This window comes from Enterococcus thailandicus (genome assembly GCF_001886265.1).
In the GTDB taxonomy this organism is placed as follows: Bacteria; Bacillota; Bacilli; order Lactobacillales; family Enterococcaceae; genus Enterococcus_B; species Enterococcus_B thailandicus.
Genome location: NZ_JXLE01000018.1, coordinates 14773 through 38558, shown reverse-complemented (window position 1 = coordinate 38558; position 23786 = coordinate 14773). Strand labels below are relative to the sequence as shown.

Annotated in this window: 19 protein-coding genes and 1 pseudogene; 8 read left to right on the top strand and 12 right to left on the bottom strand. The window is 38.1% G+C overall.

Features of this window, described 5'->3' with window-relative positions:
• Nucleotides 1–75: 75 nt before the first annotated feature.
• Both RV17_RS11225 and menA read left to right on the top strand, forming a co-directional pair.
• Nucleotides 76–1173, top strand: coding sequence for an FAD:protein FMN transferase (locus RV17_RS11225; protein ID WP_067484456.1), 1098 nt, complete (start codon nt 76–78; stop codon nt 1171–1173).
• 10 nt (nt 1174–1183) lie between these two features.
• The gene (gene menA, locus RV17_RS11220) at nt 1184–2137 is read left to right on the top strand and encodes a 1,4-dihydroxy-2-naphthoate polyprenyltransferase (RefSeq protein ID WP_071869253.1); all 954 of its coding nucleotides are present in this window, start codon (nt 1184–1186) and stop codon (nt 2135–2137) included.
• A gap of 53 nt (nt 2138–2190) precedes the next feature.
• On the opposite strand, the gene RV17_RS11215 is transcribed toward menA, so the two are convergent.
• The 4 genes from RV17_RS11215 to RV17_RS11200 form a co-directional block, all read right to left on the bottom strand.
• The gene (locus RV17_RS11215) at nt 2191–3159 is read right to left on the bottom strand and encodes a biotin--[acetyl-CoA-carboxylase] ligase (RefSeq protein ID WP_067484461.1); all 969 of its coding nucleotides are present in this window, start codon (nt 3157–3159) and stop codon (nt 2191–2193) included.
• Between the two features lie 98 nt (nt 3160–3257).
• Nucleotides 3258–4061 carry an ABC transporter ATP-binding protein gene (locus RV17_RS11210; RefSeq protein WP_067484464.1) on the bottom strand — a complete coding sequence of 268 codons (804 nt, stop codon included), beginning with the start codon at nt 4059–4061 and terminating at the stop codon, nt 3258–3260.
• Nucleotides 4058–4963, bottom strand: a complete 906-nt coding sequence (locus tag RV17_RS11205; RefSeq protein ID WP_067484466.1) for an ABC transporter permease — start codon at nt 4961–4963, stop codon at nt 4058–4060. Before RV17_RS11205 ends, RV17_RS11210 begins: the two co-directional genes overlap by 4 nt.
• A gap of 22 nt (nt 4964–4985) precedes the next feature.
• Complete coding sequence (locus RV17_RS11200) at nt 4986–5957, bottom strand: ABC transporter substrate-binding protein (protein WP_071869252.1); 972 nt, start codon at nt 5955–5957, stop codon at nt 4986–4988.
• Nucleotides 5958–6675: 718 nt separating this feature from the next.
• Here RV17_RS11200 and rpoB point away from each other — a divergent pair.
• The 3 genes from rpoB (at nt 6676) to msrA (ending at nt 14891) form a co-directional block, all read left to right on the top strand.
• The gene (gene rpoB, locus RV17_RS11190) at nt 6676–10293 is read left to right on the top strand and encodes a DNA-directed RNA polymerase subunit beta (protein ID WP_082904101.1); all 3618 of its coding nucleotides are present in this window, start codon (nt 6676–6678) and stop codon (nt 10291–10293) included.
• Between the two features lie 79 nt (nt 10294–10372).
• Nucleotides 10373–14029: a DNA-directed RNA polymerase subunit beta' gene (gene rpoC, locus RV17_RS11185; RefSeq protein WP_067484475.1), complete on the top strand. Its 3657-nt coding sequence runs from the start codon at nt 10373–10375 to the stop codon at nt 14027–14029.
• Between the two features lie 316 nt (nt 14030–14345).
• On the top strand, nt 14346–14891 hold the full coding sequence (gene msrA / locus RV17_RS11180; protein WP_071869251.1) for a peptide-methionine (S)-S-oxide reductase MsrA: 546 nt from the start codon (nt 14346–14348) through the stop codon (nt 14889–14891).
• 65 nt (nt 14892–14956) lie between these two features.
• Here the strand turns inward: msrA and RV17_RS13700 are convergent, their stop codons facing one another.
• Complete coding sequence (locus RV17_RS13700) at nt 14957–15136, bottom strand: hypothetical protein (RefSeq protein ID WP_231885459.1); 180 nt, start codon at nt 15134–15136, stop codon at nt 14957–14959.
• Between the two features lie 252 nt (nt 15137–15388).
• Nucleotides 15389–15637: pseudogene (locus RV17_RS13695) on the bottom strand (prepilin peptidase); the annotation flags it as partial.
• 234 nt (nt 15638–15871) lie between these two features.
• On the opposite strand from RV17_RS13695, the gene RV17_RS11170 reads away from it, so the two are divergent.
• On the top strand, nt 15872–16339 hold the full coding sequence (locus RV17_RS11170; RefSeq protein ID WP_067484481.1) for a Dps family protein: 468 nt from the start codon (nt 15872–15874) through the stop codon (nt 16337–16339).
• 116 nt (nt 16340–16455) lie between these two features.
• On the opposite strand, the gene argH is transcribed toward RV17_RS11170, so the two are convergent.
• Both argH and RV17_RS11160 read right to left on the bottom strand, forming a co-directional pair.
• Complete coding sequence (argH, locus tag RV17_RS11165; protein WP_067484484.1) at nt 16456–17850, bottom strand: argininosuccinate lyase; 1395 nt, start codon at nt 17848–17850, stop codon at nt 16456–16458.
• An 86-nt stretch (nt 17851–17936) separates the two neighbouring features.
• Nucleotides 17937–19151 carry an argininosuccinate synthase gene (locus RV17_RS11160; protein WP_067484487.1) on the bottom strand — a complete coding sequence of 405 codons (1215 nt, stop codon included), beginning with the start codon at nt 19149–19151 and terminating at the stop codon, nt 17937–17939.
• Between the two features lie 378 nt (nt 19152–19529).
• On the opposite strand from RV17_RS11160, the gene rplM reads away from it, so the two are divergent.
• Nucleotides 19530–19958: a 50S ribosomal protein L13 gene (gene rplM / locus RV17_RS11155; protein WP_306294856.1), complete on the top strand. Its 429-nt coding sequence runs from the start codon at nt 19530–19532 to the stop codon at nt 19956–19958.
• A gap of 15 nt (nt 19959–19973) precedes the next feature.
• Nucleotides 19974–20366: a 30S ribosomal protein S9 gene (gene rpsI, locus RV17_RS11150; RefSeq protein ID WP_067484493.1), complete on the top strand. Its 393-nt coding sequence runs from the start codon at nt 19974–19976 to the stop codon at nt 20364–20366.
• A gap of 174 nt (nt 20367–20540) precedes the next feature.
• Here the strand turns inward: rpsI and RV17_RS11140 are convergent, their stop codons facing one another.
• The 4 genes from RV17_RS11140 to RV17_RS11125 form a co-directional block, all read right to left on the bottom strand.
• Nucleotides 20541–21776 carry a tyrosine-type recombinase/integrase gene (locus RV17_RS11140; RefSeq protein ID WP_071869248.1) on the bottom strand — a complete coding sequence of 412 codons (1236 nt, stop codon included), beginning with the start codon at nt 21774–21776 and terminating at the stop codon, nt 20541–20543.
• Nucleotides 21777–21844: 68 nt separating this feature from the next.
• Nucleotides 21845–22120 carry a helix-turn-helix domain-containing protein gene (locus RV17_RS11135; RefSeq protein ID WP_048603186.1) on the bottom strand — a complete coding sequence of 92 codons (276 nt, stop codon included), beginning with the start codon at nt 22118–22120 and terminating at the stop codon, nt 21845–21847.
• Nucleotides 22121–22136: 16 nt separating this feature from the next.
• Nucleotides 22137–23168 carry a replication initiation factor domain-containing protein gene (locus RV17_RS11130; protein ID WP_071869247.1) on the bottom strand — a complete coding sequence of 344 codons (1032 nt, stop codon included), beginning with the start codon at nt 23166–23168 and terminating at the stop codon, nt 22137–22139.
• Nucleotides 23143–23655 (bottom strand): hypothetical protein, encoded by a 513-nt coding sequence (locus RV17_RS11125; RefSeq protein ID WP_071869246.1) that lies wholly within the window; start codon nt 23653–23655, stop codon nt 23143–23145. Before RV17_RS11125 ends, RV17_RS11130 begins: the two co-directional genes overlap by 26 nt.
• Between the last annotated feature and the right edge of the window lie 131 nt (nt 23656–23786).

The following is a 23786-nucleotide window of genomic DNA, read 5'->3' as shown; positions in this document are numbered from 1 at the left end:
CTTTTTGGTGTCGACCTTTTCATTTAGAAAAAAAGAAGGTATGATAACTTGAGAATAAGTAAAAAGGGGAAAATTATGCGTAAAAAATTACTACTTTCCTTAATAGCCGTATGTACCTTAGTTGCACTGGTTGGTTGTGGTTCATCATCTGAAAAGACAGCTGATAGCGATAAACCAGCCAAAGGAATTTTGAGTGAACCATATGCACAAGAAAAATTCTTGTTAGGAACTTATGTACGAATACGAGTGTATGATGAAGGAAAAAAATCTGTATTAACACCAGCCTTTGATCGAGTAAAAGAATTAGGCGACAAAATTACAATCAATCAATCAGGTTCCGAGATTGATGAGGTCAATGCACAAGCAGGTATTAAACCTGTTAAAGTTTCTGATGATGTTTATTCACTTGTGAAGAAAGCATATGAATATAGTGAAGATTCTCGTGGCGGTTTTGACATGGCAATTGGTTCAGTAACACAACTGTGGCGCATTGGTTTTGATGATGCCAGAAAACCATCACAAGAAGAAATTGATCAAGCTTTAAAATTAGTTGACTATCATAAAATTGAATTGAATGATGAAGAAAAAACTGTTTACTTAAAAGAAAAAGGAATGATTATTGACTTAGGGGCAATTGCTAAAGGATACATTACGGATGAAGTTGTCAAGGTACTAAAAGATAACGGCGTAACAACAGCAATTGTTGATTTAGGCGGAAATGTATATGTTTTAGGACACAGTCCTCGTGGAGAAAATCAAGATTGGAATGTCGGCATTCAGGATCCTAATCTTGCTCGTGGTTCGGTTTTAGGGACAATCAAAGAAAAAAATAAAACGCTCGTAACCTCTGGAATTTATGAACGCTATTTGGAAGTAGATGGTGTGAAATACCATCATTTATTTGATCCTCAAACAGGATATCCTTTTGACAATGATATTGCTAGTGTGACAATCATCACAAATAAATCAATTGATGGTGACGGCCTTTCAACAGCAGTTTTCTCAATGGGTGTGAAAAAAGGGTTATCTTATGTTGAAGAATTAGACAATGGAACAAATGCTATTTTTGTTACCAAAGAAGGAAAAGTCTATGTGACTGATCCAATCAAAGATGAATTCAAATTAGCGGAAGACTCAGATTACTCAATGGGTGATCGTTCGAAGCTAGAATAGGAGTAAGCAGATGTCACTGAACATTTTTTTAGAAGTCGTTGAGATTCGAACAAAAGTGGCAAGTGTATTTCCTTTTGCGATAGGGGTCTTATTCTCTATCGCTTTTTTTCATGAAGTACACTGGTTAAGTACACTTTTATTTTTTATAGGAATGTTAGTTTTTGATTTAGCAACGACAGCAATCAATAATTATATGGATTATCAAAAAGCGCATTCGGAAGTCTATAAATATCAAGAAAACGTAATTGGTCGAACAAATACTTCACCAAAAATTATTCGAAATATGATTTTGGGGATGATTGCATTTGTTTTTATTATCGGTATCATTTTGACAATCCAAACGGGCTGGTTACTGTTAGTGATGGGAGCGGTTTGCTGTTTTATTGGTGTGTTTTATACTTTTGGTCCCATTCCTTTATCACGTATGCCATTAGGAGAAATTTTTAGTGGATTTACGATGGGGCTGGGGATTTTTGCAATGGTTGTTTATGTCAATACTCATAATACGAATGTCTATGATTTAATGATTGATTTCCAAACTGGTAATTTTGCGTTGGAAGGAAATTTTTGGGCAGTTGCGGCTATTGTTCTCGCTTCTTTACCATTAGTTTTTACAATTGCCAATATCATGCTAGCCAATAATTTAAGAGATCTTGATCGAGACATTGAAAATCATCGTTATACGTTAGTGTTTTATATTGGTCGCCCAGTGGGAACAGTTCTTTTTCAAAGCTTGATGTATGCTAGTTATGTAGCGATATTATTAGGATTGTTGACGGGCGTATTTGAATGGCCAATCTTGATTATCTTAGCAACTTTTCCGAAAATTCACGGGAACTTGCAAGCATTCAAAAAAAGTTTGCCACAACCAATTAGTTTTAGTTATTCCATCAAAAACATGATTTTGTTTAATGGTAGCTATGTTTTAGGATTATTGTTAACTATTCTTTGTCAAAACATCTAATAAAAAATACGCATATCTTATGATAGAAAATTTGTCATAAGGTATGCGTATTTTTAATTGATTGATGAAAGACTGATTTCCCCAGAAGATAATATTTTAAGTTCTTGAGGGGTTTGAACTACTAATTCACCTGTATCCGTAATTGATTTAGCAACGCCATGATACGTGATACCTTTTTGAGTAAAAGAAACTTGTTTACCCAAAACAAATGATTTTTTTCGATAGAAGGATAAGTATTCTTTATTTGCTGGCTCACGTAAGTAAGCAAATAATTCTTTCCAAATTTCAATGATTAATTGATTACGAGTAATCGTTGCATGACCATCAGGAAATATAGAAGTTGCTTTTTGCTGTATTTCTTGGGGAAATTCATTTTGTGGTAATGAAAAATTAATACCCATCCCAATAATTACGTGGCTGATTCTGCCAGATTCCATATCGCTAATCGCTTCTGATAAAATACCACAAACTTTTTTACCATTGATATAAATATCATTGACCCATTTGATTTGAGTTGATGCCCCCGTAAGTTTTTCGATTGCTTTAGCACAAGCGCTGGCTGCAACTAAAGTGTATTGAGGTAATTCATCAAACTCTTGGTTGGGATGCAAAAGTAAACTCATGTAAATGCCACGTTCTGGTTCGGCAAAAAATGGTCGGCCGAAACGACCACGTGCATTTTCTTGCATGTCTGCCACAAATAATGCAGGGTAGTCTGCTCCTTTTGCGGCAATTAGTTTTGCATCTTGCATCGTTGATTCAGAAGTAGCCATTGTCTGCACGTGCAAATGTGGCTGGTCGTTCTGAAGTTCCTGTTTGATTTCTGTTGCGTCTAGTACATCAGAGGGTAAGTACCGATAGCCGGTTGGCCCATGTTCAAATTGATAGCCAGCTTTTTCTAATTCTTTGATTGCTTTCCAAACACTGGTACGAGAAAGTTGTAGTTCTTGGGCAATTTTTTCTCCAGAAAGAAATGTCGTTGAATTTTTTAGTAAACGAAGTACAGTATCTTTTGTAGCCATCTGATTATCCAACTCCTTTTTTGTTATTGTATCAAATTCTGGCTTTCTTCGTATACAATAGTAAAAAGTTAATTTCAGCTGCTTTTCTTTTTATTGAATTAAGCTAAAAGAACAGTATCTTCTTTCAGTGTTGTACCGCTATTCTTTTTGAAAAGATCAAGTAATTTAGTAACAGTTAATTGTTGTTTTTCTTCATTTGCAATATCAACAACGATTTGTCCTTGATGCAACATGATTAAGCGATTGCCGTAACGAATGGCATCTTCCATATCATGTGTAACCATGAAAGCTGTTAATTTTTGTTCCTGAATTAATTTCTGAGTCAATTCCATTACAGTAGCAGAAGTTGCCGGATCCAGTGCAGCAGTATGTTCATCTAATAAAATCAATTCGGGGCGTTGTAACGTCGCCATTAATAATGTGATTGCTTGTCGTTGCCCGCCAGATAATAAACCAATTTCTGTAGTCAGACGATTTTCTAATCCTAAATTTAGGCTTGCTAGTTGTTCTTTAAAAAATTGGCGGTCCTGAGGCTTTACGCCACGAAAGAAACCACGTTTTTTGCCTCGTTTCATTGCAAGAGCTAAATTCTCTTCAACAGTTAAACGAACAGCTGTCCCTAGCTTGGGATCTTGGAATACACGGCTGATATTTTTGGAACGTTCTACTACAGATTTTTTGGTAATGTCTTGTTCACGTAAGAGAATTTGCCCTTGATCGACAGTAAAAGTTCCCGCAATACTATTAAGTAAGGTAGATTTTCCAGCACCATTTCCTCCAATAATTGTTACAAAATCTTCCGGTTGGAGTGCGAGGTTGATTCCTTTTAGTACATGATTTTCGTTTGTTGTTCCTTTTTCAAAAGTATGATGTAAATCTTTAATTGTCAATACAGGACTCATTTGTTGTTCCCTCCTCGATTGAATTTAGGAATGCGCAATTTTTCTTGAATTTGTGGGAAAGATAAACAGATAACTAAAACTAATGCAGAAGCTAATTTAGAGTCACTAGGTTCGACATTCAATTCGAAAACGAGTGCCAAAATGAAGCGATAAATCACTGCACCAAGAATGACTGTTAAGAAACGTGAAAGTAGAGGTTGGTTACGGAATAAAACTTCCGCAATAATAATCGAAGCTAAGCCAATAACAATTGTGCCAATTCCAGAATTTAAGTCAGCAAAGCCATTGTTTTGTGCAAGCAATGAGCCAGCTAAAGCAATACAACCATTGGAGATCATATAGCCAATGATTTTCATGTTATCCGTGTTGATTCCATTTGCTTCACTCATCGCTAGGTTGTCTCCCGTTGCTCGAATTGCAAGCCCTGTTTCTGTTCTTAAGAAAAACACTAGTAGAAAAACAATCAGTAAAGCGATACATAAACCGACAATTAAAACGGCAGTTGTTTTTGAAACACCCAATGATTCGACCCATTCAAAAATAGTGGGCTGTCCAAGCAATGAGATATTAGGTGCGCCCATCACTCGTGAGGTCACAGAATACAAACCTGTCATGGTAATGATCCCTGCAAGTAATGCAGGGATTTTTAGTTTGGTATGAAGCAAGCCAGAAACTAATCCAGCTAACGCACCGCCTAAAAAACCTAGCAGGCAGGCAAGCAAAGGGTGAATTCCTTGTGTAATACTCATTGCTGCAATTCCAGCACCTAAAGGAAAACTTCCTTCAGCAGTTAAATCAGCAATATCTAAAATACGAAACGTAATATAAACACCAATTGCTAATAATGCCCAAAGAACACCTTGTGAGGCAGATGATAAGAAAATTGAAAGTAGATTTAACATGTTTTGTTCCTCCTATTGTCTGCTATTCGGCTACTTTGATGCTGGAAGGATCAATCCCTAAAGCATCTGCCATTTTTTCATTCACAACTAGTTCTAAATCGTCTGCAGATTCGACAGGAAGTGAGTCGGGTGTTGCTTTTCCATCAAGAATTTTTGCAGCCATGATTCCAGTTTGTTTTCCAAGTTTTTCATAATCAATGCCGACAGTTGCAAGTCCGCCTTCTTTTACTTGTGCAGCTGAACCAGCGACGACAGGGGTCTGCGTTTCTTTTGCGACTTCACCAACGACACTTGCGGCACTAGCAAATGTATTGTCTGTTGGAATATAAATACCATCAACATCTTTGGCTAAACTTTTCGTTACTTGTTGAACATCGTTGGTGGAGTTGGCAGTTAAGACTTTTACTTTGATTCCCGCTTTTTCTAATTCTTTTTGAGCAAGATCGCCTTGAAGCTTAGAGTTTGCTTCACCGTTGTTGTACATGATTCCGATTTTTTTAGCGCTAGGAACGATGCTTAGTAATAAATCAATTTGTTTTTTGATTGGAACCATATCAGAAGTTCCAGTGACGTTCCCGCCAGGTTCTTTGTTGGAAGAAACTAGTTTTGCTTCTTTTAAATCAGTCACCGCAGTAACAGTAATTGGAATAGTTGTTGTTTCATTTAGTAATGATTGGGCAGCAGGTGTTGCAATCCCCAATAATAAATCAGGTTTTTCTTTGACTAATTTTTCGCTCATGCTTTTCAAGTTATCCTGATTGTTTTGAGCGTTTTGATAGTCAATCGTTAAATTTTTACCTTCAACGTAGCCACCTTCTGACAAGCCTTCTTTGAATCCTTTATAGGAATCGTCGAGTGAATTATGCTGTACAAGTTGAAGTACGCCAACGGTTTTCATTTCTTCATCGCCATTTTTTGCTTCGCTTTTTTGAGCACAGCCGCCTAGTGCAAGTAATACTGTTAGTCCAAGTCCAATTAATACATTCTTTTTCATTTGATTTCCCCCTTAGTTTTAAGAAACAAAAAAATCCATTCAGACATGACGTCTAAATGGATTCGAAAAAGCGAGAAAATAAATAGAAAAGTATGGTACCAGAAATACTTTGTATTTTCTTTGCTTAGCCACTTAGCGTAATGTCTACGTGGCTTTTTGCGTAATACAAAGTTCTTTAGCCATCATAGATACAAACAAGTTGTTTAACGTTTGTATCCATCATGATGAATACAAACCTATCTAAAGTAGCTAAAGTAAAAGTTATTCAGTTGTGTTGGTGTTATTCGATTAGTAATCATAGTAGTTCCTCCACAAAATGAATTTTCTCAATCTTAGCAAAGGAGGTTTGGTCTGTCAACACAAAAGTGAACAATGAAAAAAATTGGTAGTAGATGAAAAATTAAGAAAAGGTTGCGAAAGCAAGTGAGGTAAGCGATGAGAGGTTGACTTTTGTACGAAATACGTGTATTATATGAAGTTGCAAAAACTATCTGATGAATGAAAGGCAGAAACGAAATATTGTCCGTTTCGGCTTTATAAGAGAAACAAAAGTAGGAGCTCACGAAAGTAAGTTTTCAAGAGATTGTTCTATTTTTGGTTTTTTTTTGCCTAAAAGCCGCAAAAAATGTCTGTTGTTACCTAAAAAAAATATTTGAAATATTTTTGTAACAATTAGTCGGGTAGTCTTTTTGAATGACATTTTAGAGGGGTGAAGAGCTTGGCTGGACACGTAGTAAAATACGGAAAACATCGCGAACGTAGAAGTTTCGCACGCATCAGTGAAGTGTTGGAATTACCAAATTTGATTGAAATTCAAACAGACTCTTACCAATGGTTCTTAGATGAAGGACTTAGAGAAATGTTTGAAGACATTTTGCCAATCGATGATTTTAATGGCAATTTATCTTTGGAATTTGTGGATTATGAACTTAAGGAACCTAAGTATACAGTAGCAGAAGCTCGCGCACATGACGCTAACTATTCTGCACCATTACATGTTACTTTGCGTTTAACAAATCGTGAAACAGGTGAAATCAAAGCACAAGAAGTATTCTTTGGCGATTTCCCACTAATGACTGAACAAGGTACATTTATTATCAATGGTGCTGAACGTGTAATTGTTTCTCAATTAGTTCGTTCACCAGGTGTTTACTTCCATGGGAAAGTAGATAAAAATGGAAAAGAAGGCTTTGGCTCAACAGTTATTCCTAACCGTGGTGCTTGGTTGGAAATGGAAACTGATGCAAAAGATATTTCTTATGTACGTATCGACCGTACACGTAAAATTCCTTTGACTGTTTTGGTTCGTGCATTAGGATTTGGTTCTGATGATACGATTTTTGAAATCTTCGGCGATAGCGAAACATTGCGTAACACTATTGAAAAAGACTTGCACAAAAATGCAAGTGATTCACGTACAGAAGAAGGTTTGAAAGATGTTTACGAACGTTTACGTCCAGGAGAACCAAAAACAGCAGATAGTTCTCGTAACTTATTAAATGCTCGTTTCTTCGATCCGAAACGTTACGACTTAGCAAATGTTGGTCGTTACAAAGTAAATAAGAAATTAGACTTAAAAACACGTCTATTAAACTTAACATTAGCTGAAACATTAGTTGATCCAGAAACTGGTGAAATCATCGTTGAAAAAGGAACTGTGTTGACTCACCAAGTGATGGAAACATTAGCTCCATTTATTGACAATGGCTTAAACTCAGTTACTTATTACCCATCTGAAGACGGTGTAGTAACTGATCCAATGACTGTTCAAGTGATCAAAGTCTTTTCACCAAAAGATCCAGAACGTGAAGTTAACGTAATCGGTAATGGTTACCCAGAAGCAGCTGTTAAGACAATTCGTCCTGCAGATATTATTGCTTCAATGAGTTACTTCTTGAACTTAATGGAAGATATCGGGAATGTTGATGATATCGACCACTTAGGTAATCGTCGTATCCGTTCAGTTGGTGAATTATTACAAAATCAATTCCGTATTGGTTTAGCTCGTATGGAACGTGTGGTACGTGAAAGAATGTCTATTCAAGACACAGAGACTTTAACACCACAACAATTGATTAATATTCGTCCGGTTGTAGCAAGTATCAAAGAATTCTTTGGTTCTTCACAGCTATCACAGTTCATGGACCAAACAAATCCATTGGGTGAGTTAACACACAAACGTCGTCTATCAGCCTTAGGGCCTGGTGGTTTGACTCGTGACCGTGCTGGTTATGAAGTTCGTGACGTTCACTATTCTCACTATGGTCGTATGTGTCCGATTGAAACCCCTGAAGGTCCGAATATCGGATTAATTAACAGTTTGTCAAGTTATGCAAAAGTTAATAAGTTTGGTTTTATTGAAACACCATATCGCCGAGTTGATCGCGCGACAGGGCGTGTTACTGATCAAATTGATTACCTAACTGCTGACATTGAAGACCACTATATCGTTGCCCAAGCAAACAGCCTTCTAAATGAAGATGGTACATTTGCTGAAGACGTTGTAATGGCTCGTGCACAAAGTGAAAACTTAGAAGTTTCTATTGATAAAGTTGACTACATGGACGTTTCTCCTAAGCAAGTAGTTGCTGTTGCGACAGCATGTATTCCTTTCTTGGAAAACGATGACTCCAACCGTGCCTTGATGGGTGCCAACATGCAGCGTCAAGCTGTTCCATTGATCAATCCGCAATCACCATGGGTTGGTACTGGTATGGAATATAAATCTGCGCATGACTCAGGTGCTGCATTATTGTGTAAACATGACGGTGTCGTTGAGTATGTAGATGCTTCAGAAATCCGTGTTCGTCGTGATAACGGAGCATTAGATAAATATGTTGTAACAAAATTCCGTCGTTCAAACTCTGGAACAAGTTATAACCAACGCCCAATCGCCCTTTTAGGTGAACGCGTTGAAAAAGGTGATACTTTAGCAGATGGACCTTCTATGGAACAAGGTGAAATGGCGCTAGGACAAAACGTTTTAGTTGGTTTCATGACTTGGGAAGGTTACAACTATGAAGATGCGATTATCATGAGCCGTCGTCTTGTAAAAGATGATGTTTATACTTCAATTCATATTGAAGAGTACGAATCAGAAGCTCGTGATACAAAATTAGGACCTGAAGAAATTACTCGCGAAATCCCTAACGTTGGGGAAGACGCTTTGAAAGACTTAGATGAAATGGGCATTATCCGCATTGGTGCGGAAGTTCAAGATGGCGATTTACTTGTTGGTAAAGTCACTCCAAAAGGTGTAACTGAATTATCAGCAGAAGAACGCTTGCTACATGCAATCTTTGGCGAAAAAGCTCGTGAAGTTCGTGATACTTCATTACGTGTACCACATGGTGGTGGCGGAATCGTTCACGACGTAAAAATCTTTACTCGTGAAGCTGGCGATGAATTGTCACCAGGTGTTAACATGCTCGTTCGTGTTTATATCGTTCAAAAACGTAAAATTCATGAAGGGGATAAAATGGCCGGTCGTCATGGTAATAAAGGGGTTGTATCCCGTATTATGCCAGAAGAAGATATGCCATTCTTACCTGATGGAACACCAATCGATATCATGTTGAATCCATTAGGGGTACCATCTCGGATGAACATCGGACAAGTATTAGAATTACACTTAGGTATGGCTGCACGTCAATTAGGAATCCACGTAGCGACTCCTGTATTTGATGGCGCGACTGATGAAGATGTTTGGGCAACAGTTCGTGAAGCTGGTATGGCTAGCGATGCTAAAACAGTTCTTTATGATGGACGTACTGGGGAACCTTTTGATGGACGTGTGTCTGTTGGGGTTATGTATATGATTAAACTTGCCCACATGGTCGATGATAAATTACATGCTCGTTCAATTGGACCTTACTCATTGGTTACACAACAACCATTGGGTGGTAAAGCTCAATTTGGTGGACAACGTTTTGGGGAAATGGAAGTTTGGGCACTGGAAGCTTATGGTGCTGCTTATACCCTACAAGAAATCTTGACATACAAATCAGATGATGTTGTTGGTCGTGTGAAAACATACGAGGCAATCGTTAAGGGCGAACCAATTCCAAAACCTGGTGTACCAGAATCATTCCGTGTATTAGTTAAAGAATTACAATCATTAGGTTTAGACATGCGTGTCTTAGATATCCAAGACGAAGAAATCGAATTACGCGACATGGATGACGAAGATGATGATTTGATTACAGTAGATGCTTTAACAAAATTTGCTGAACAACAATCTGCAAAAGAATTAGAAAAACAAGCTGCAGAACAAGTTGAAGAAGTGCATGAAGATGCGATTCAAAACTTTGAAACTGCAGAAGATAAATTAGACTAATCCGGTCTATGGGCTGCGAGGCGGTCGATGATCAGCCGCCTTGTGGTTTTGCCATTAAACGAAATGGAGGGAACCCCTTTTGATCGATGTAAATAAATTCGAAAGTATGCAAATAGGTTTGGCTTCTCCCGAAAAAATCAGAAGCTGGTCTTACGGCGAAGTTAAAAAGCCTGAGACGATTAACTATCGTACCTTAAAACCTGAACGCGAAGGGTTGTTCTGTGAGCGGATTTTTGGTCCTACAAAAGACTGGGAATGTGCCTGCGGAAAATACAAACGTATCCGTTATAAAGGAATTGTTTGTGACCGTTGTGGAGTAGAAGTTACTCGCTCGAAAGTTCGTCGTGAACGTATGGGTCACATTGAATTAGCTGCTCCTGTTTCACATATCTGGTACTTTAAAGGTATTCCTTCACGTATGGGTCTTGTTTTAGACATGAGTCCACGCGCATTAGAAGAAATCATTTACTTTGCCTCTTATGTAGTTATCGAACCAGGTAATACTAATTTAGAGAAGAAACAATTATTGACTGAACGTGAATATCGTGAAAAACGTGAACAGTATGGTCAAGAATTCCAAGCTGCAATGGGTGCGGAAGCAATCAAACAATTACTAGATAATGTTGATTTGGATGCAGAAGTTGCAGAATTAAAAGAAGAATTAAAATCAGCACAAGGACAAAAACGTACACGTGCTATTCGCCGCTTAGATATTTTAGAAGCATTCCGTGCCTCTGGAAATGAACCAAGCTGGATGGTTATGGATGTTATTCCTGTTATTCCTCCAGATTTACGTCCAATGGTTCAATTAGAAGGTGGACGTTTTGCAACAAGTGATTTAAACGATTTGTATCGTCGAGTAATCAACCGTAACAATCGTTTGAAACGTTTATTAGATTTGAACGCACCAGGAATCATTGTTCAAAATGAAAAACGTATGTTGCAAGAAGCAGTTGATGCATTGATTGACAATGGTCGTCGCGGCCGTCCAGTTACTGGACCAGGTAACCGCCCATTGAAATCTCTTTCTCATATGCTAAAAGGGAAACAAGGTCGTTTCCGCCAAAACTTACTAGGTAAACGTGTTGACTATTCAGGTCGTTCAGTTATCGTTGTTGGTCCTTTCTTAAAAATGTATCAATGTGGTCTTCCAAAAGAAATGGCTATCGAATTGTTCAAACCATTTGTAATGCGTGAATTAGTCCAACGTGAACTTGCATCAAACATCAAAAATGCAAAACGTAAAATCGAACGTCAAGAAGATGAAGTTTGGGATGTTTTAGAAGACGTAATCAAAGAACACCCAGTATTACTTAACCGAGCACCTACACTTCACAGACTTGGTATTCAAGCGTTTGAACCAGTATTGGTCCAAGGACGTGCAATTCGTTTGCATCCACTTGTTTGTGAAGCCTACAATGCCGATTTCGATGGAGACCAAATGGCTGTCCATGTTCCATTGAATGAAGAAGCGCAAGCTGAAGCACGTATGTTAATGCTTGCTGCACAAAATATTTTGAATCCAAAAGACGGTAAACCAGTTGTAACACCTTCTCAAGATATGGTTTTAGGTAACTATTACCTAACTATGGAAGAAGAAGGTCGTGAAGGCGAAGGAATGGTCTTCAGAGATCAAAATGAAGCTGTGATTGCATGGCGTAACGGCTACGTTCATTTACACTCACGTATTGGTGTGAACCCTAACACATTAGGTGACAAACCATTTACTGATTGGCAAAAAGAACGCACAATGATTACTACTGTTGGTAAGATTATCTTTAATGAAATCATGCCACAAGAGTTCCCTTACTTGAATGAACCAACTGACTTTAACTTAACTGTTCAAACGCCAGATAAATACTTTGTTGAAGCGGGTACAGATATTCCTGCACACATCAAAGAACAAGAATTGATCTTGCCATTCAAGAAGAAAAACTTAGGAAATATCATTGCTGAAGTCTTCAAACGTTTTAAAGTCACTGAAACATCTAAGATGCTTGACCGTATGAAAGACTTAGGGTACAAACATTCAACTCATGCAGGTATTACTGTAGGGATTGCGGATATCAGTGTTCTTGAAGAAAAACAAGGAATTATCCAAAATGCACACAAACAAGTTGAAACAATTACAAAACAATTCCGTCGTGGTCTAATTACAGATGACGAACGTTATGAACGCGTAATCGCTGTTTGGAATGCTGCCAAAGATGAAATCCAACAAAAACTGATGGAAGGTTTGGAAGCAAAAAATCCAATCTTCATGATGTCTGATTCTGGAGCTCGTGGTAACATCTCCAACTTTACTCAGCTTGCTGGTATGCGTGGATTGATGGCCGCTCCGAATGGTCGAATCATGGAATTGCCAATCATTTCAAACTTCCGTGAAGGACTATCTGTCTTAGAAATGTTTATCTCAACCCATGGGGCTCGTAAAGGGATGACCGATACTGCCTTGAAGACAGCCGATTCAGGTTACTTGACTCGTCGTTTAGTTGACGTAGCGCAAGATGTCATCATCCGTGAAGAAGATTGTGGTACTGATCGTGGTCTTGAAATTCGTGCAATTCGTGAAGGAAATGAAATCATTGAATCATTAGAAGATCGTTTAATTGGACGTTACACTCGTAAAGAAATCCGTAACCCTGAAACAGACGAACTAATTATTGAAGGAAATGAATTAATTTCTGAAGATATCGCAAAACAAATCGTTGATGCTGGCGTTGAAACTGTAACGATTCGCTCAGTATTCACATGTAATACAAAACATGGTGTATGTAAACATTGTTATGGACGTAACCTTGCAACTGGTTCTGATGTTGAAGTAGGTGAAGCAGTTGGTACAATCGCTGCTCAATCAATCGGTGAACCAGGTACACAGTTAACAATGCGTACGTTCCATACAGGTGGGGTTGCCGGAGATGATATTACTCAAGGTCTTCCTCGTGTCCAAGAAATTTTTGAAGCACGTAATCCAAAAGGACAAGCTGTGATTACTGAAGTAACTGGTGATGTTATTGATATCTCAGAAGATCCTGCAACACGTACAAAAGAAGTAACAATTAAAGGTAAAACAGATACTCGTACGTACACTGTACCTTATACAGCACGTATGAAAGTCGCTGAAGGCGATATGATCCATCGTGGTGCTCCATTAACAGAAGGTTCAATCGATCCTAAACAATTGTTGCAAGTTCGTGATGTTTTATCTGTTGAAAATTATCTATTGCGTGAAGTACAACGCGTGTACCGTATGCAAGGGGTAGAAATCGGCGATAAACATATTGAAGTAATGGTACGTCAAATGTTACGTAAAGTTCGCGTAATGGACCCAGGTGACACAGAAATTTTACCAGGTACTTTAATGGATATTGCAGACTTCAAAGATCAAAACTACAATACTTTAGTTGCTGGTGGTGTCCCTGCGACATCTCGTCCAGTCTTGCTAGGTATTACAAAAGCTTCATTGGAAACAAACAGCTTCTTATCTGCTGCGTCATTCCAAGAAACAACTCGTGTCTTGACGGATGCTGCAATTCGCGGTAAGAAAGATCCGCTTCTTGGTTTGAAAGAAAATGTTATCATCGGTAAAATCATCCCAGCTGGTACTGGTATGCAACGTTACCGTGATATGGAACCAAAAGAAGTTGGTGTGGCTAGCGAAAATGTGTACAGTATCTCTGATATTGAAGCACAAATGGCTGCTGAAGATGCAATGAACAATAATCAAACAAAATAAATCATTCACTTGAGAATTTTGGATTGAAATAAAAAGAGGTCGAACGTCTTGACGTTCGACCTCTTTTGTACTTTGTGGATAAAAAAGGAGCTAGAAACAGACAGAAATATCCACAAGAACAATAAATAAAAATAGAAATAGAATTTCCACATGTGGAAAACTTAGTTTCTATTATTTGTGAAGAAGAGTAGCGTACATCTTTTGGAATATACCCCTAGAGGGTAAAACAAATAAGACTTTGTGCGCCATTGTTTCAAGCAAAATAATGTCCCTTTTCTGAGAAATGAGTATGATAAAGAAAAGGAGATGACTTAAAATGACAAGTAAAACGAAAACAGCAATTTTTGCTGGCGGATGTTTTTGGTGCATGGTAAAACCTTTTGATACGCAACCAGGAATTATTTCGGTCACTTCTGGTTATACTGGCGGACACGTTCCAAATCCAACTTATGGACAAGTAACAACGGGTACAACAGGACATACGGAAGCTGTAGAAATTGAATACGATCCTGAAGTAATCAGTTATGAACGATTACTGGACACTTATTGGCAACAGACAGACCCAACGGATGCTTTCGGGCAATTTGCTGATCGAGGAGACTCCTATCGACCAGTTATTTATTATGGGAATGAGGAAGAACAAAAACTAGCAGAGGAGTCTAAGCAGCAATTGGAAGCGAGTGGTCGATTTGAGCAACCAATTGTAACTAAAATTGAACCAAGAGCTCCCTTTTACCCAGCAGAAGAATATCATCAAGATTATTATAAAAAAAATCGTGTACATTATAATTTATATCGTGAAGGTTCAGGCCGTGCTGGTTTTATCCGAAAAAATTGGACAGATAAGATTTCTAAAAAATAATGAAAAGAATTTCTGTTTTGTATAGCTGTAAGTAAAAAGCGATGGCTCTGGGCATCGTTTTTTATTTATGGACTGCTTAAAACAATTATTAATCCCATAGTTAAAAAAGGAATGAAGGGAAGTTGAACGAGTTGTTTCTGGTAACGTAAATAATAGAAAATGAAGAACGTCACGCCTAGTAAGCTCGCAATAAATAATAGTTGAGCCAAAGAGGCAACTGATAATCCGCCGCTCCAACAGATCAACAGTAAGCAATCACCTATTCCTAACGACCTAGGTACAAATGCTAAAAGCAAGCACATAACAAAAACGACGAGGATGACACTCTCCCAGTGAAAACTGGCAGTCAAAAGCCATGAAAACCACAGGACTCCCCAAAAAAGATAAAGAAGTAACGAATCAATCAGTAGATAAAAGACATCCATTAGGCTTAACAGAAAAGCTGTGCTAATCCAAAATAAAGGAAGAAACTCCCACGGATAAAAGTAAAAGTGCCAGCTAAATAAAGCTCCGCAAAGTGTCTCAGCTGAAAAATAACTGATTGACAATTTACAATGGCAATAGCGGCAACGAAACTTTTGCCAAAGTATTGAGAATAAAGGAATCAGTTCATACCAGACCAAGCGTGTTTGACAGTGATTACAATGTGAGCCAGGTGATAGAATGGATTCGTTAACGGGAAGCCGCTGTGCAATTAAACAAAAAAATGATCCGAAACAACTACCGATAATAAAATGAAGTATCATCTGATTTGCCCCTTTCTAAAATGAAATACGTAAAATGAAACGCAGAAAATTATTTAATTAAAATTATCGAAAAAACAAATGATATATCATTTGTTTTTTCGGCAGTTACACAGAAAAATTTTTAGTTGAACATTGATTGGGATGAAAATCATTCTCAGGTAATTGGTTTTAGTGTACATTTAATTGAAAATTGACTATGATTTTATATGTAAATAAATGTAGGGAGGTAACAAAATGAAATTTCCAAAAACAAAAGAAGTATTGAACCAATTAGTTGCAGATTTAAGCCAAATGTCTGTTGTGGTGCATCAAACACATTGGTACATGAGAGGTCCAGGTTTTCTTACTTTGCACCCAATGATGGACGAATTCATGGATGATCTGAATGATCAATTAGATGAAATCTCAGAACGTTTGATCACGCTTGATGGCGCACCTTACTCAACATTACGTGAGTTTGCAGACAATACAAAAATTTCTGACGAAGTGGGACGCTGGGATCGTACTATTCCAGAACGTTTAGAAACGTTAGTGAAAAATTATCGTTATTTAGCTGATCTTTACCAAAAAGGAATTGAAGTTTCTGGTGAAGAAGGCGACGATCCTACACAAGATATCTTTATCGAATTTAAAACAGCAACTGAAAAACGCATCTGGATGATCCAAGCACACCTTGGAAAAGCACCAGAAATCGATGCTTAAATTTTTATTTCTATAATATAGAAGAAAAAAGACACGCAGCTTGAATAAGTCGCGTGTCTTTTTGTGCGAATGAGGTGGGTCGTCCATGTATAATAACAACTTTTCAACAGAACAATTTAAGGTAAGTGAATGGATTCAGATGCTAATTGAGCAAATGCGTGGTTGATTTGTGCTCTTACTTGGTCAAAGCCAGTGCCACCTTCAGAAGTTCGTCTTTTAACGGCTACTTCTGAGCGCAATGTATCATAAATATCATCTTCAATTAATGAACTGATTGCTTGGTATTCAGTTAGCGGAATATCCTGCAAAAAACAGCCCTTTTGTGTGCAGTGGAGTACAAGTTTTCCGACAATCTCATGCGCTTGTCGGAAAGGGATTCCCTTGGTAGCTAAATAATCGGCTAATTCTGTTGCATTAGAAAAATCTTTTTGCGTGGAGGTGTACATACGTGATTGGTTGACTTTCATTGTCGCAATCATGCCATCCATAATCGTTAAACTAGCTAGGACTGTTTCACTTGAGTCAAACATACCTTCTTTATCTTCTTGAAAATCTTTATTATATGCAAGAGGCAGACCTTTCATCAATGTTAGAAGACCAAAAAGATTTCCGTAAACTCTCCCGGTTTTCCCTCGAATGAGCTCAGCCATATCTGGATTTTTCTTTTGGGGCATAATAGAACTTCCCGTAGAGAAAGTATCTGTCAATTCAACAAATTGAAACTCATGACTGCACCATAAAATCAATTCCTCGCAAAAGCGCGAAAGGTGCATCATTAAAAGGGAACAGTTACTTAGGAATTCTAAGATAAAATCACGATCACTTACAGCATCTAAGCTGTTTTGATAAATACCAGAAAAACCTAATTCTTTTGCAGAAAATTGACGGTCGATTGGAAAGGTAGTTCCAGCCAGTGCAGCGCTGCCCAGTGGCGATAAATCAATCCTTTTTAAACTTTCTGTAAAGCGTTCCGTATCTCTGGTCAGCATTTGATAATAGGCGAGCAGATGATGGCCAAAGGAGATTGGTTGTGCATGTTGAAGGTGCGTATATCCAGGGGCAATTGTTTCAACATGTTCTTCTGCTGTCTTGACCAAAGTTGTTCGTAATTGCTGAAGTTTGGTGATTAATTCCAAAACAGTTTCCTTGAGAAAAAGATGCATATCTGTCGCAACTTGATCATTTCGACTGCGAGCGGTATGTAACTTTCCTGCAACCGCACCGATTTCTTGATGAAGCAACGTTTCAATATTTAAGTGGATATCTTCGTTTTCAATGGTAAACTGTAACTCATTTTCTGCTAATTTTTGCTGCAAAGTTTCTAAACCAGAAATAATTGCTGAAGTTTCATCTTTAGTTAAAATTCCTGTATGTCCTAACATTTTGACATGAGCTAAGCTACCAAGAATATCTTGCTCTGCTAACTTCTGATCGAAAGAAATCGATGCTCCAAATTCATCAATCCACTGTTCACTTTTTCCTTGAAAACGACCACCCCAAAGTTTTTCCATGTCTATTCCTCCCAAAAAATTATGTAAAACAATGAAGACTTCTTTTTCCTGTTATAACGTAAAGAAATCTTCATTGGCTAATATATTTAAATTATTTGTGACAAGTTTTCTTGCTGCGATTGTACCTCTGCGTGAACCTTAGAAGGTAGTCCCCAAAGTTTGATGAATCCAATAGCGGCTTGTTGATCAAATGTATCTGCCGATGTATAAGTAGCAAGTTCTTCACTGTAAAGGCTATTGGATGACTTCCGCCCCTCCACAATTATATTTCCTTTAAAGAGCTTGACCCGAACGGTACCATTTACATAAATTTGAGTTGATTTTAGAAATTGTAATAAAGCTTCCGTTAAAGGATTGAACCATAAACCATCATAAATCATTTGACCAAGTTGTTGCTCAATCAGTGGTTTAAAGTGCGCTAGTTCACGAACAAAAGTCAAATCTTCCAATTCTTTGTGCGCTTGCATCAATGTTACCGCACCTGGACATTCATAAACTTCACGAGATTTGATACCAACTAACCGGTTTTCAACATGATCAATCCGACCGATTCCGTGTTTACCAGCGAGCTGATTTAATGTCAAGATTAGTTGTGATAAAGACATCTTTTCTTTATTTAATGCAATTGGGATACCTTGTTCAAACGTTAGCTCAATTACATCTGGCTGGTCTGGTGTGTATTCCAAAGCAGTCGTTAACTCATAAGCTCCTGCTGGTGGTGTTGCCCAAGGATCTTCTAGAATTCCGCATTCACATGCGCGACCCCAAAGGTTTTGATCAATTGAATAGGGGTTATCTAAATTTGCAGGAATCGGAATACCATTTTCTTTTGCATAAGCAATTTCTTCTTCACGAGACCACTGCCATTGACGAACGGGCGCAATGATTTTTAAGTCAGGTGCTAACGCATTGATTGCAACTTCAAATCGAACTTGGTCATTTCCTTTTCCAGTACAGCCATGAGCAATGGTTGTAGCTCCTGTTGTTCGAGCAAGCTCGACTAGTTTCTTCGCAATTAAGGGGCGTGAAAGAGCAGAAACCAATGGATAAGCTTGTTCATAGAAAGTATGTCCTTGAAGCGCGACCAAAGCAAATTCTTGTGCAAATTCCTCTTTAGCATCAATTGCATAAGAAGCACTAGCGCCAACTTGTAAGGCTTTTTCTTTGATAAAGGCAGTATCTTTTCCTTCACCAATATCTAAACAACAAGCAATCACGTCATACCCTTCATCTGTCAGCCATTTAATTGCAACAGATGTATCTAATCCACCGGAATAAGCTAAAATAATTTTCTCTTTCATAAAAAACTCCCCTTACTTTGCATTCTTTTTGAAAATTGATGCTTCAAATAATAGCATTATAAAAATAAAAAAGCAATACTTTTATTTAATAAATATGCATTATATTATAAATAAATTATTTAATATACAAAAAACAATGTAGTTTCTTTCTTTTTTATACAAAAAATAGAATTTTAAATGTAACAGGGAAATGAAAATAGCTAAGAGGTGTAAACTTTTGGAAAATTTTTCATGCGAGCAGAAAAACGTTGACATTATGCAAAGTAGCAGGTAATATGTTAAATGGTATTGTTTGCCCCACAAAGAGCCCCGGAAACTCGAAGTGTATGTCAAACATCAGAACTTAAATTGGAGGAAACTAACGTGCGTACAACATATATGGCCAAACCAGGCGAAGTAGAACGTAAATGGTATGTAGTAGACGCAACTGATGTTCCATTGGGACGTCTTTCAACAGTTGTTGCATCTGTACTACGTGGTAAAAATAAACCAACTTTCACACCTCATGTGGATACTGGCGATTTCGTCATTGTTATCAATGCAGATAAAGTGAAATTAACAGGTAAAAAAGCGACTGACAAAATTTATTACCGTCACAGCAACTACCCAGGTGGATTGAAATCAGTCACAGCTGGCGAATTGCGTGCTAAAAATTCTCGTCGTTTAATCGAAACTTCAGTAAAAGGAATGCTTCCTAAAAACACTTTAGGCCGCAAACAATTTACTAAATTGAACGTATATGGTGGTTCAGAACATCCACATACTGCTCAACAACCAGAAGTTTTAGATATCACAAACTTAATCTAATAGGAGGGAATTTCATTGGCACAAGTTCAATATATCGGCACAGGCCGTCGTAAAAATGCAGTTGCTCGCGTACGTTTAGTACCAGGAACTGGTAAAGTTATTGTAAACAAAAAAGATGTTGAAGAATACATCCCACATGCTGACTTGCGTGAAGTTATCAATCAACCTTTCGCTGTTACTGAAACAAAAGGCGCATATGACGTTTTTGTTAACGTAAACGGTGGAGGCTATGCTGGACAATCAGGAGCTATCCGTCATGGTATTGCTCGTGCATTGCTAGAAGTTGATCCTGACTTCCGTGCAGCTCTTAAACGTGCTGGCTTACTTACTCGTGACGCACGTATGGTCGAACGTAAAAAACCAGGTCTTAAGAAAGCTCGTAAAGCTTCTCAATTCTCTAAGCGTTAATATCCTTTATATATCAACGTTTCAGGCACTTTCCAATTTTTGGGAAGTGTCTTTTTTTGTACGCTTAGGTACGAAAAAATGTACGAGATTTTGAATTGGCTGTTTTTAAGACCTAGGTCAGACACTATATCATCGTTCTTTTTAGGTTGTTTGATTGTTATTTTAATTAGTTGTTTATTTTGCTTGTCGCGCTTCATCTAGGCGTTTCTCGAATTTCTCATAAGTGGAAAGATCGACAACATTTGGAGTATTAACATATATTTCTGTCGTTTTGATATCCGAGTGGGTTAAGGCTTGAGAAATTTGCGCCATTGTTGCACCACCTTCACGAGCCAACGTGCTAAAGGTATGTCGTAGCTTGTGTGGATTTGTCTGGGTTAGTTCCTCATGTCTTCGGCGAATGGATTTTAGCCGATAATTTAAGTAATCCACATGAACCGGAATATTTACTTCGCCACTTCGATTGGCATAAGTGAAAAGAAATTGTTCTTTTGTCTGCTTAATCCCAAGTTGTAAAAGTTCTTCCTTTTGTTTTTGCTTCCATTCTTTCAATAGTTTAATAAGGAATGTCGGAATCTTGAACTTCGTGGCTTTTCGACCTTTTGTGGATTTTAAATTACCAAATTTATCCTTACTTTGAATCAAACTGACATAACCATTTTCAAAATCAATATGCTTCCACTGAAGGGCATAGGATTCGCTCTTGCGGTCCCCTAGGTTCAACGTTAGCATCAAGAGAACATAGTCTTGCATGATTAGTAAACCTTTGCTGTAATCCTCATTGGCTGCGTCTAACCAAGCAATCAATTCTTCGGCTGTCAGTGCTTCACCGTTTAGCTGACGTTCCGCCTTTAGTTGTTGTTTCTTGGGATCACCCACATACCGAATCACTTTTTCAATCCGATTGTATTCGATATACTCTAATAACTCCGCAATATCAAAAATCTGGTTGACGTAACTTTTGATGATTTTGATATTGGCATAAGTTTGGGACTTTTTCATCAAAGCACGAAGCACAAAGTCTTTATTGTCGTTTAAGAACTTGATGGAATATTCACCAAACATCGGTAGAATATGAAGACGGAAGACATCTTTCGTATTGCTAATGGTTGTGGCAGTTGGTATTTGCCTAGATCGTCCAGTAGAACCAGCGATATACATATCCAACCAAACTGTTTCATAAAACTCTTTGAATTTGATATGCCCGCTTAATTCAAATGAACGACCACTCTTTTCATTAAGCACACGTTGAATTTTTTGAGACACGTCTTTTTCAGCCTGTTCCGCTTCTTTTTTCGTCCTAAATGTTTTGCGGTAGCGCTCGGTAGTGACACCGAGAATTTGTCGCACCTCCTTGGGGTAAAACACCTCCAATTTGTAGTGGTTGTTTTTCAGTTTAGTAATTGCCATGTTACTTCCTACTTTCTTATACGCAAACCAGAACGTAGGAATGACTACGTTCTGATTATAAACCGCTTCTAGCGAGTATAGCAATGGAGCCATTCATCTATAGCTTGCCGATCAAAACGCACAACACCTTGAATCGTGATTTTTGGCAGTCCTTGTTCAACCCATTTATCCAAAGTGTTGTTCGCAATATGGAGATATTGGCAAGTTTCTTTCTTGGTTAAATAGCGTTTGTCGATCGCAGTATCTTGTCGTACTTGATTCACATTGTTTAGAAGAAGTGTGTAAACACTATTTCCTAGCTGTTTCATCTGCTCATCGTTCAGTAAAAATTGAACTTCGTGCATAGGCAACCTCCTTTCTCTAGTAAGAATCTTCATTTTCCAATTCCAGTATTTTTTGTTCGATAAAGGTCTGATCTGTTTCCGTGAATTTTTCTTTTCCTGTGGCTAGTAATTCTCTCAAATAAACTTCTGCTTGTTCTGGGCCATAAGCTTGTAGAAAAGCTTCGTAAATCATGGCGAGCGATTTCGAAGTGGCATTTTCTAACCATGCTTTCTTCTTGGAAAAGGTTGGCTTTTCACGAACTACACGTAAGGGGATTTTGGGAATACCCCCCACAAATTTATCCCACCATTTCATGTTCGGCCAACGAGCTTTGTTGTGATAATTGACGGGGCCTTTGGGTTTGGTCTTAAAGCTGTAGTGGGAAGCTAAAATGCCACGAATTACCGTATTGAGTGGTATTCCTTTCGCAAGCTTTTCTACGGCTTGCCGAGCTTTCTGATCGGTTAATTCCAGTTCCCAGCGAACCCACTCGTGGACTTGGGCAATTTCCCCCGTTTTATCGCGGATTTCTTGCTTTTTGTCATAAATCCGCAGTAGTTGTGGCTGAGCGCCAATATAAAGCGTATGACCAGTCAGAATGCCTTCCTGTAGTTGACCACTGTTTACTTCCCGAAAGTGGCGACTTTGAGAGCTGAGTTGGCCGTTCTTCACGTATTTTTGCAAAGTAGACACAGGAGGGGAAGAGCCATCAAATAAATCCATTGCCAAGTCGGCACGAGTAATGGTTCCTTTGGCTTTTAAAATGGTGGCTAAGAATTTCTGCCAATGCCAACCCTCCACACTAGACATATATTCTTCATATTGGCGACACCCTTGACCCGATAAGTTTACTAACAGATTGTTGTGGTGGTCACTTTGGTGAATGATAATATCTGCAAAGGAATAGTGAGAATCGTAAGTGGGAAAAGGGCTCCCTTTCTTTTCCGAAGTGAAGTCAGAAAGGGCAATTCCCAATAAGTCCGCAACTTTTTCCATTGAAGCATCCGGTAATGAAAAACGTAGAAAATCGATCAGACATTCGTTACTTTGCCGGGGTATTTGGTTCATTCACATCTCCTAGTTGATAGGAGGTGGCACTGATTTTCAATGCTGCAAATTGCCAGGTGTCAATCATTGGTTGACCTTCTCCCACAAATGATTTTTTCTGAATTTTTCGGGGATAGACATTTAAACCATTAAAACGAATGGGAATCAACTCGCCGTCTTCATAGTTATCTAAAATGGGCAGTTCTTCTTGATGCTCGACCACAATGGTAATTGGGGAGCCGAGTTCTGTTCCGCCGTTATTCAGAACCAGTTCGACAAAAGCCTGATCATAGACTTTGAAGGTGAGGGTCATTAGCCCGGTTTCTACACGTTCGCCAACATGGTTCTGTTCACGTTCCATCCGCATTTGAATATCACTTTTGGCGACAACAAAACGTTGCGGGAGTTTGAATTGTTTGAGATCGAAACGTAGACTGGCTAGATTGACAGTTTCTGAATCGTTTAGTGAGATACTGGTTCCTTTTTGGATCATTAATTTTTTTGACATGTGTATTTCTCCTTTGGTTTTGAATTTAGTCTTTGTTTTAATTGGTTGAAACAAAGTAGAGTGGGTGCACGAATCAGTTGCATAAAATTTCCTCCTTTCACTAACAAGAACAATTTGGAACCCCCTATTTT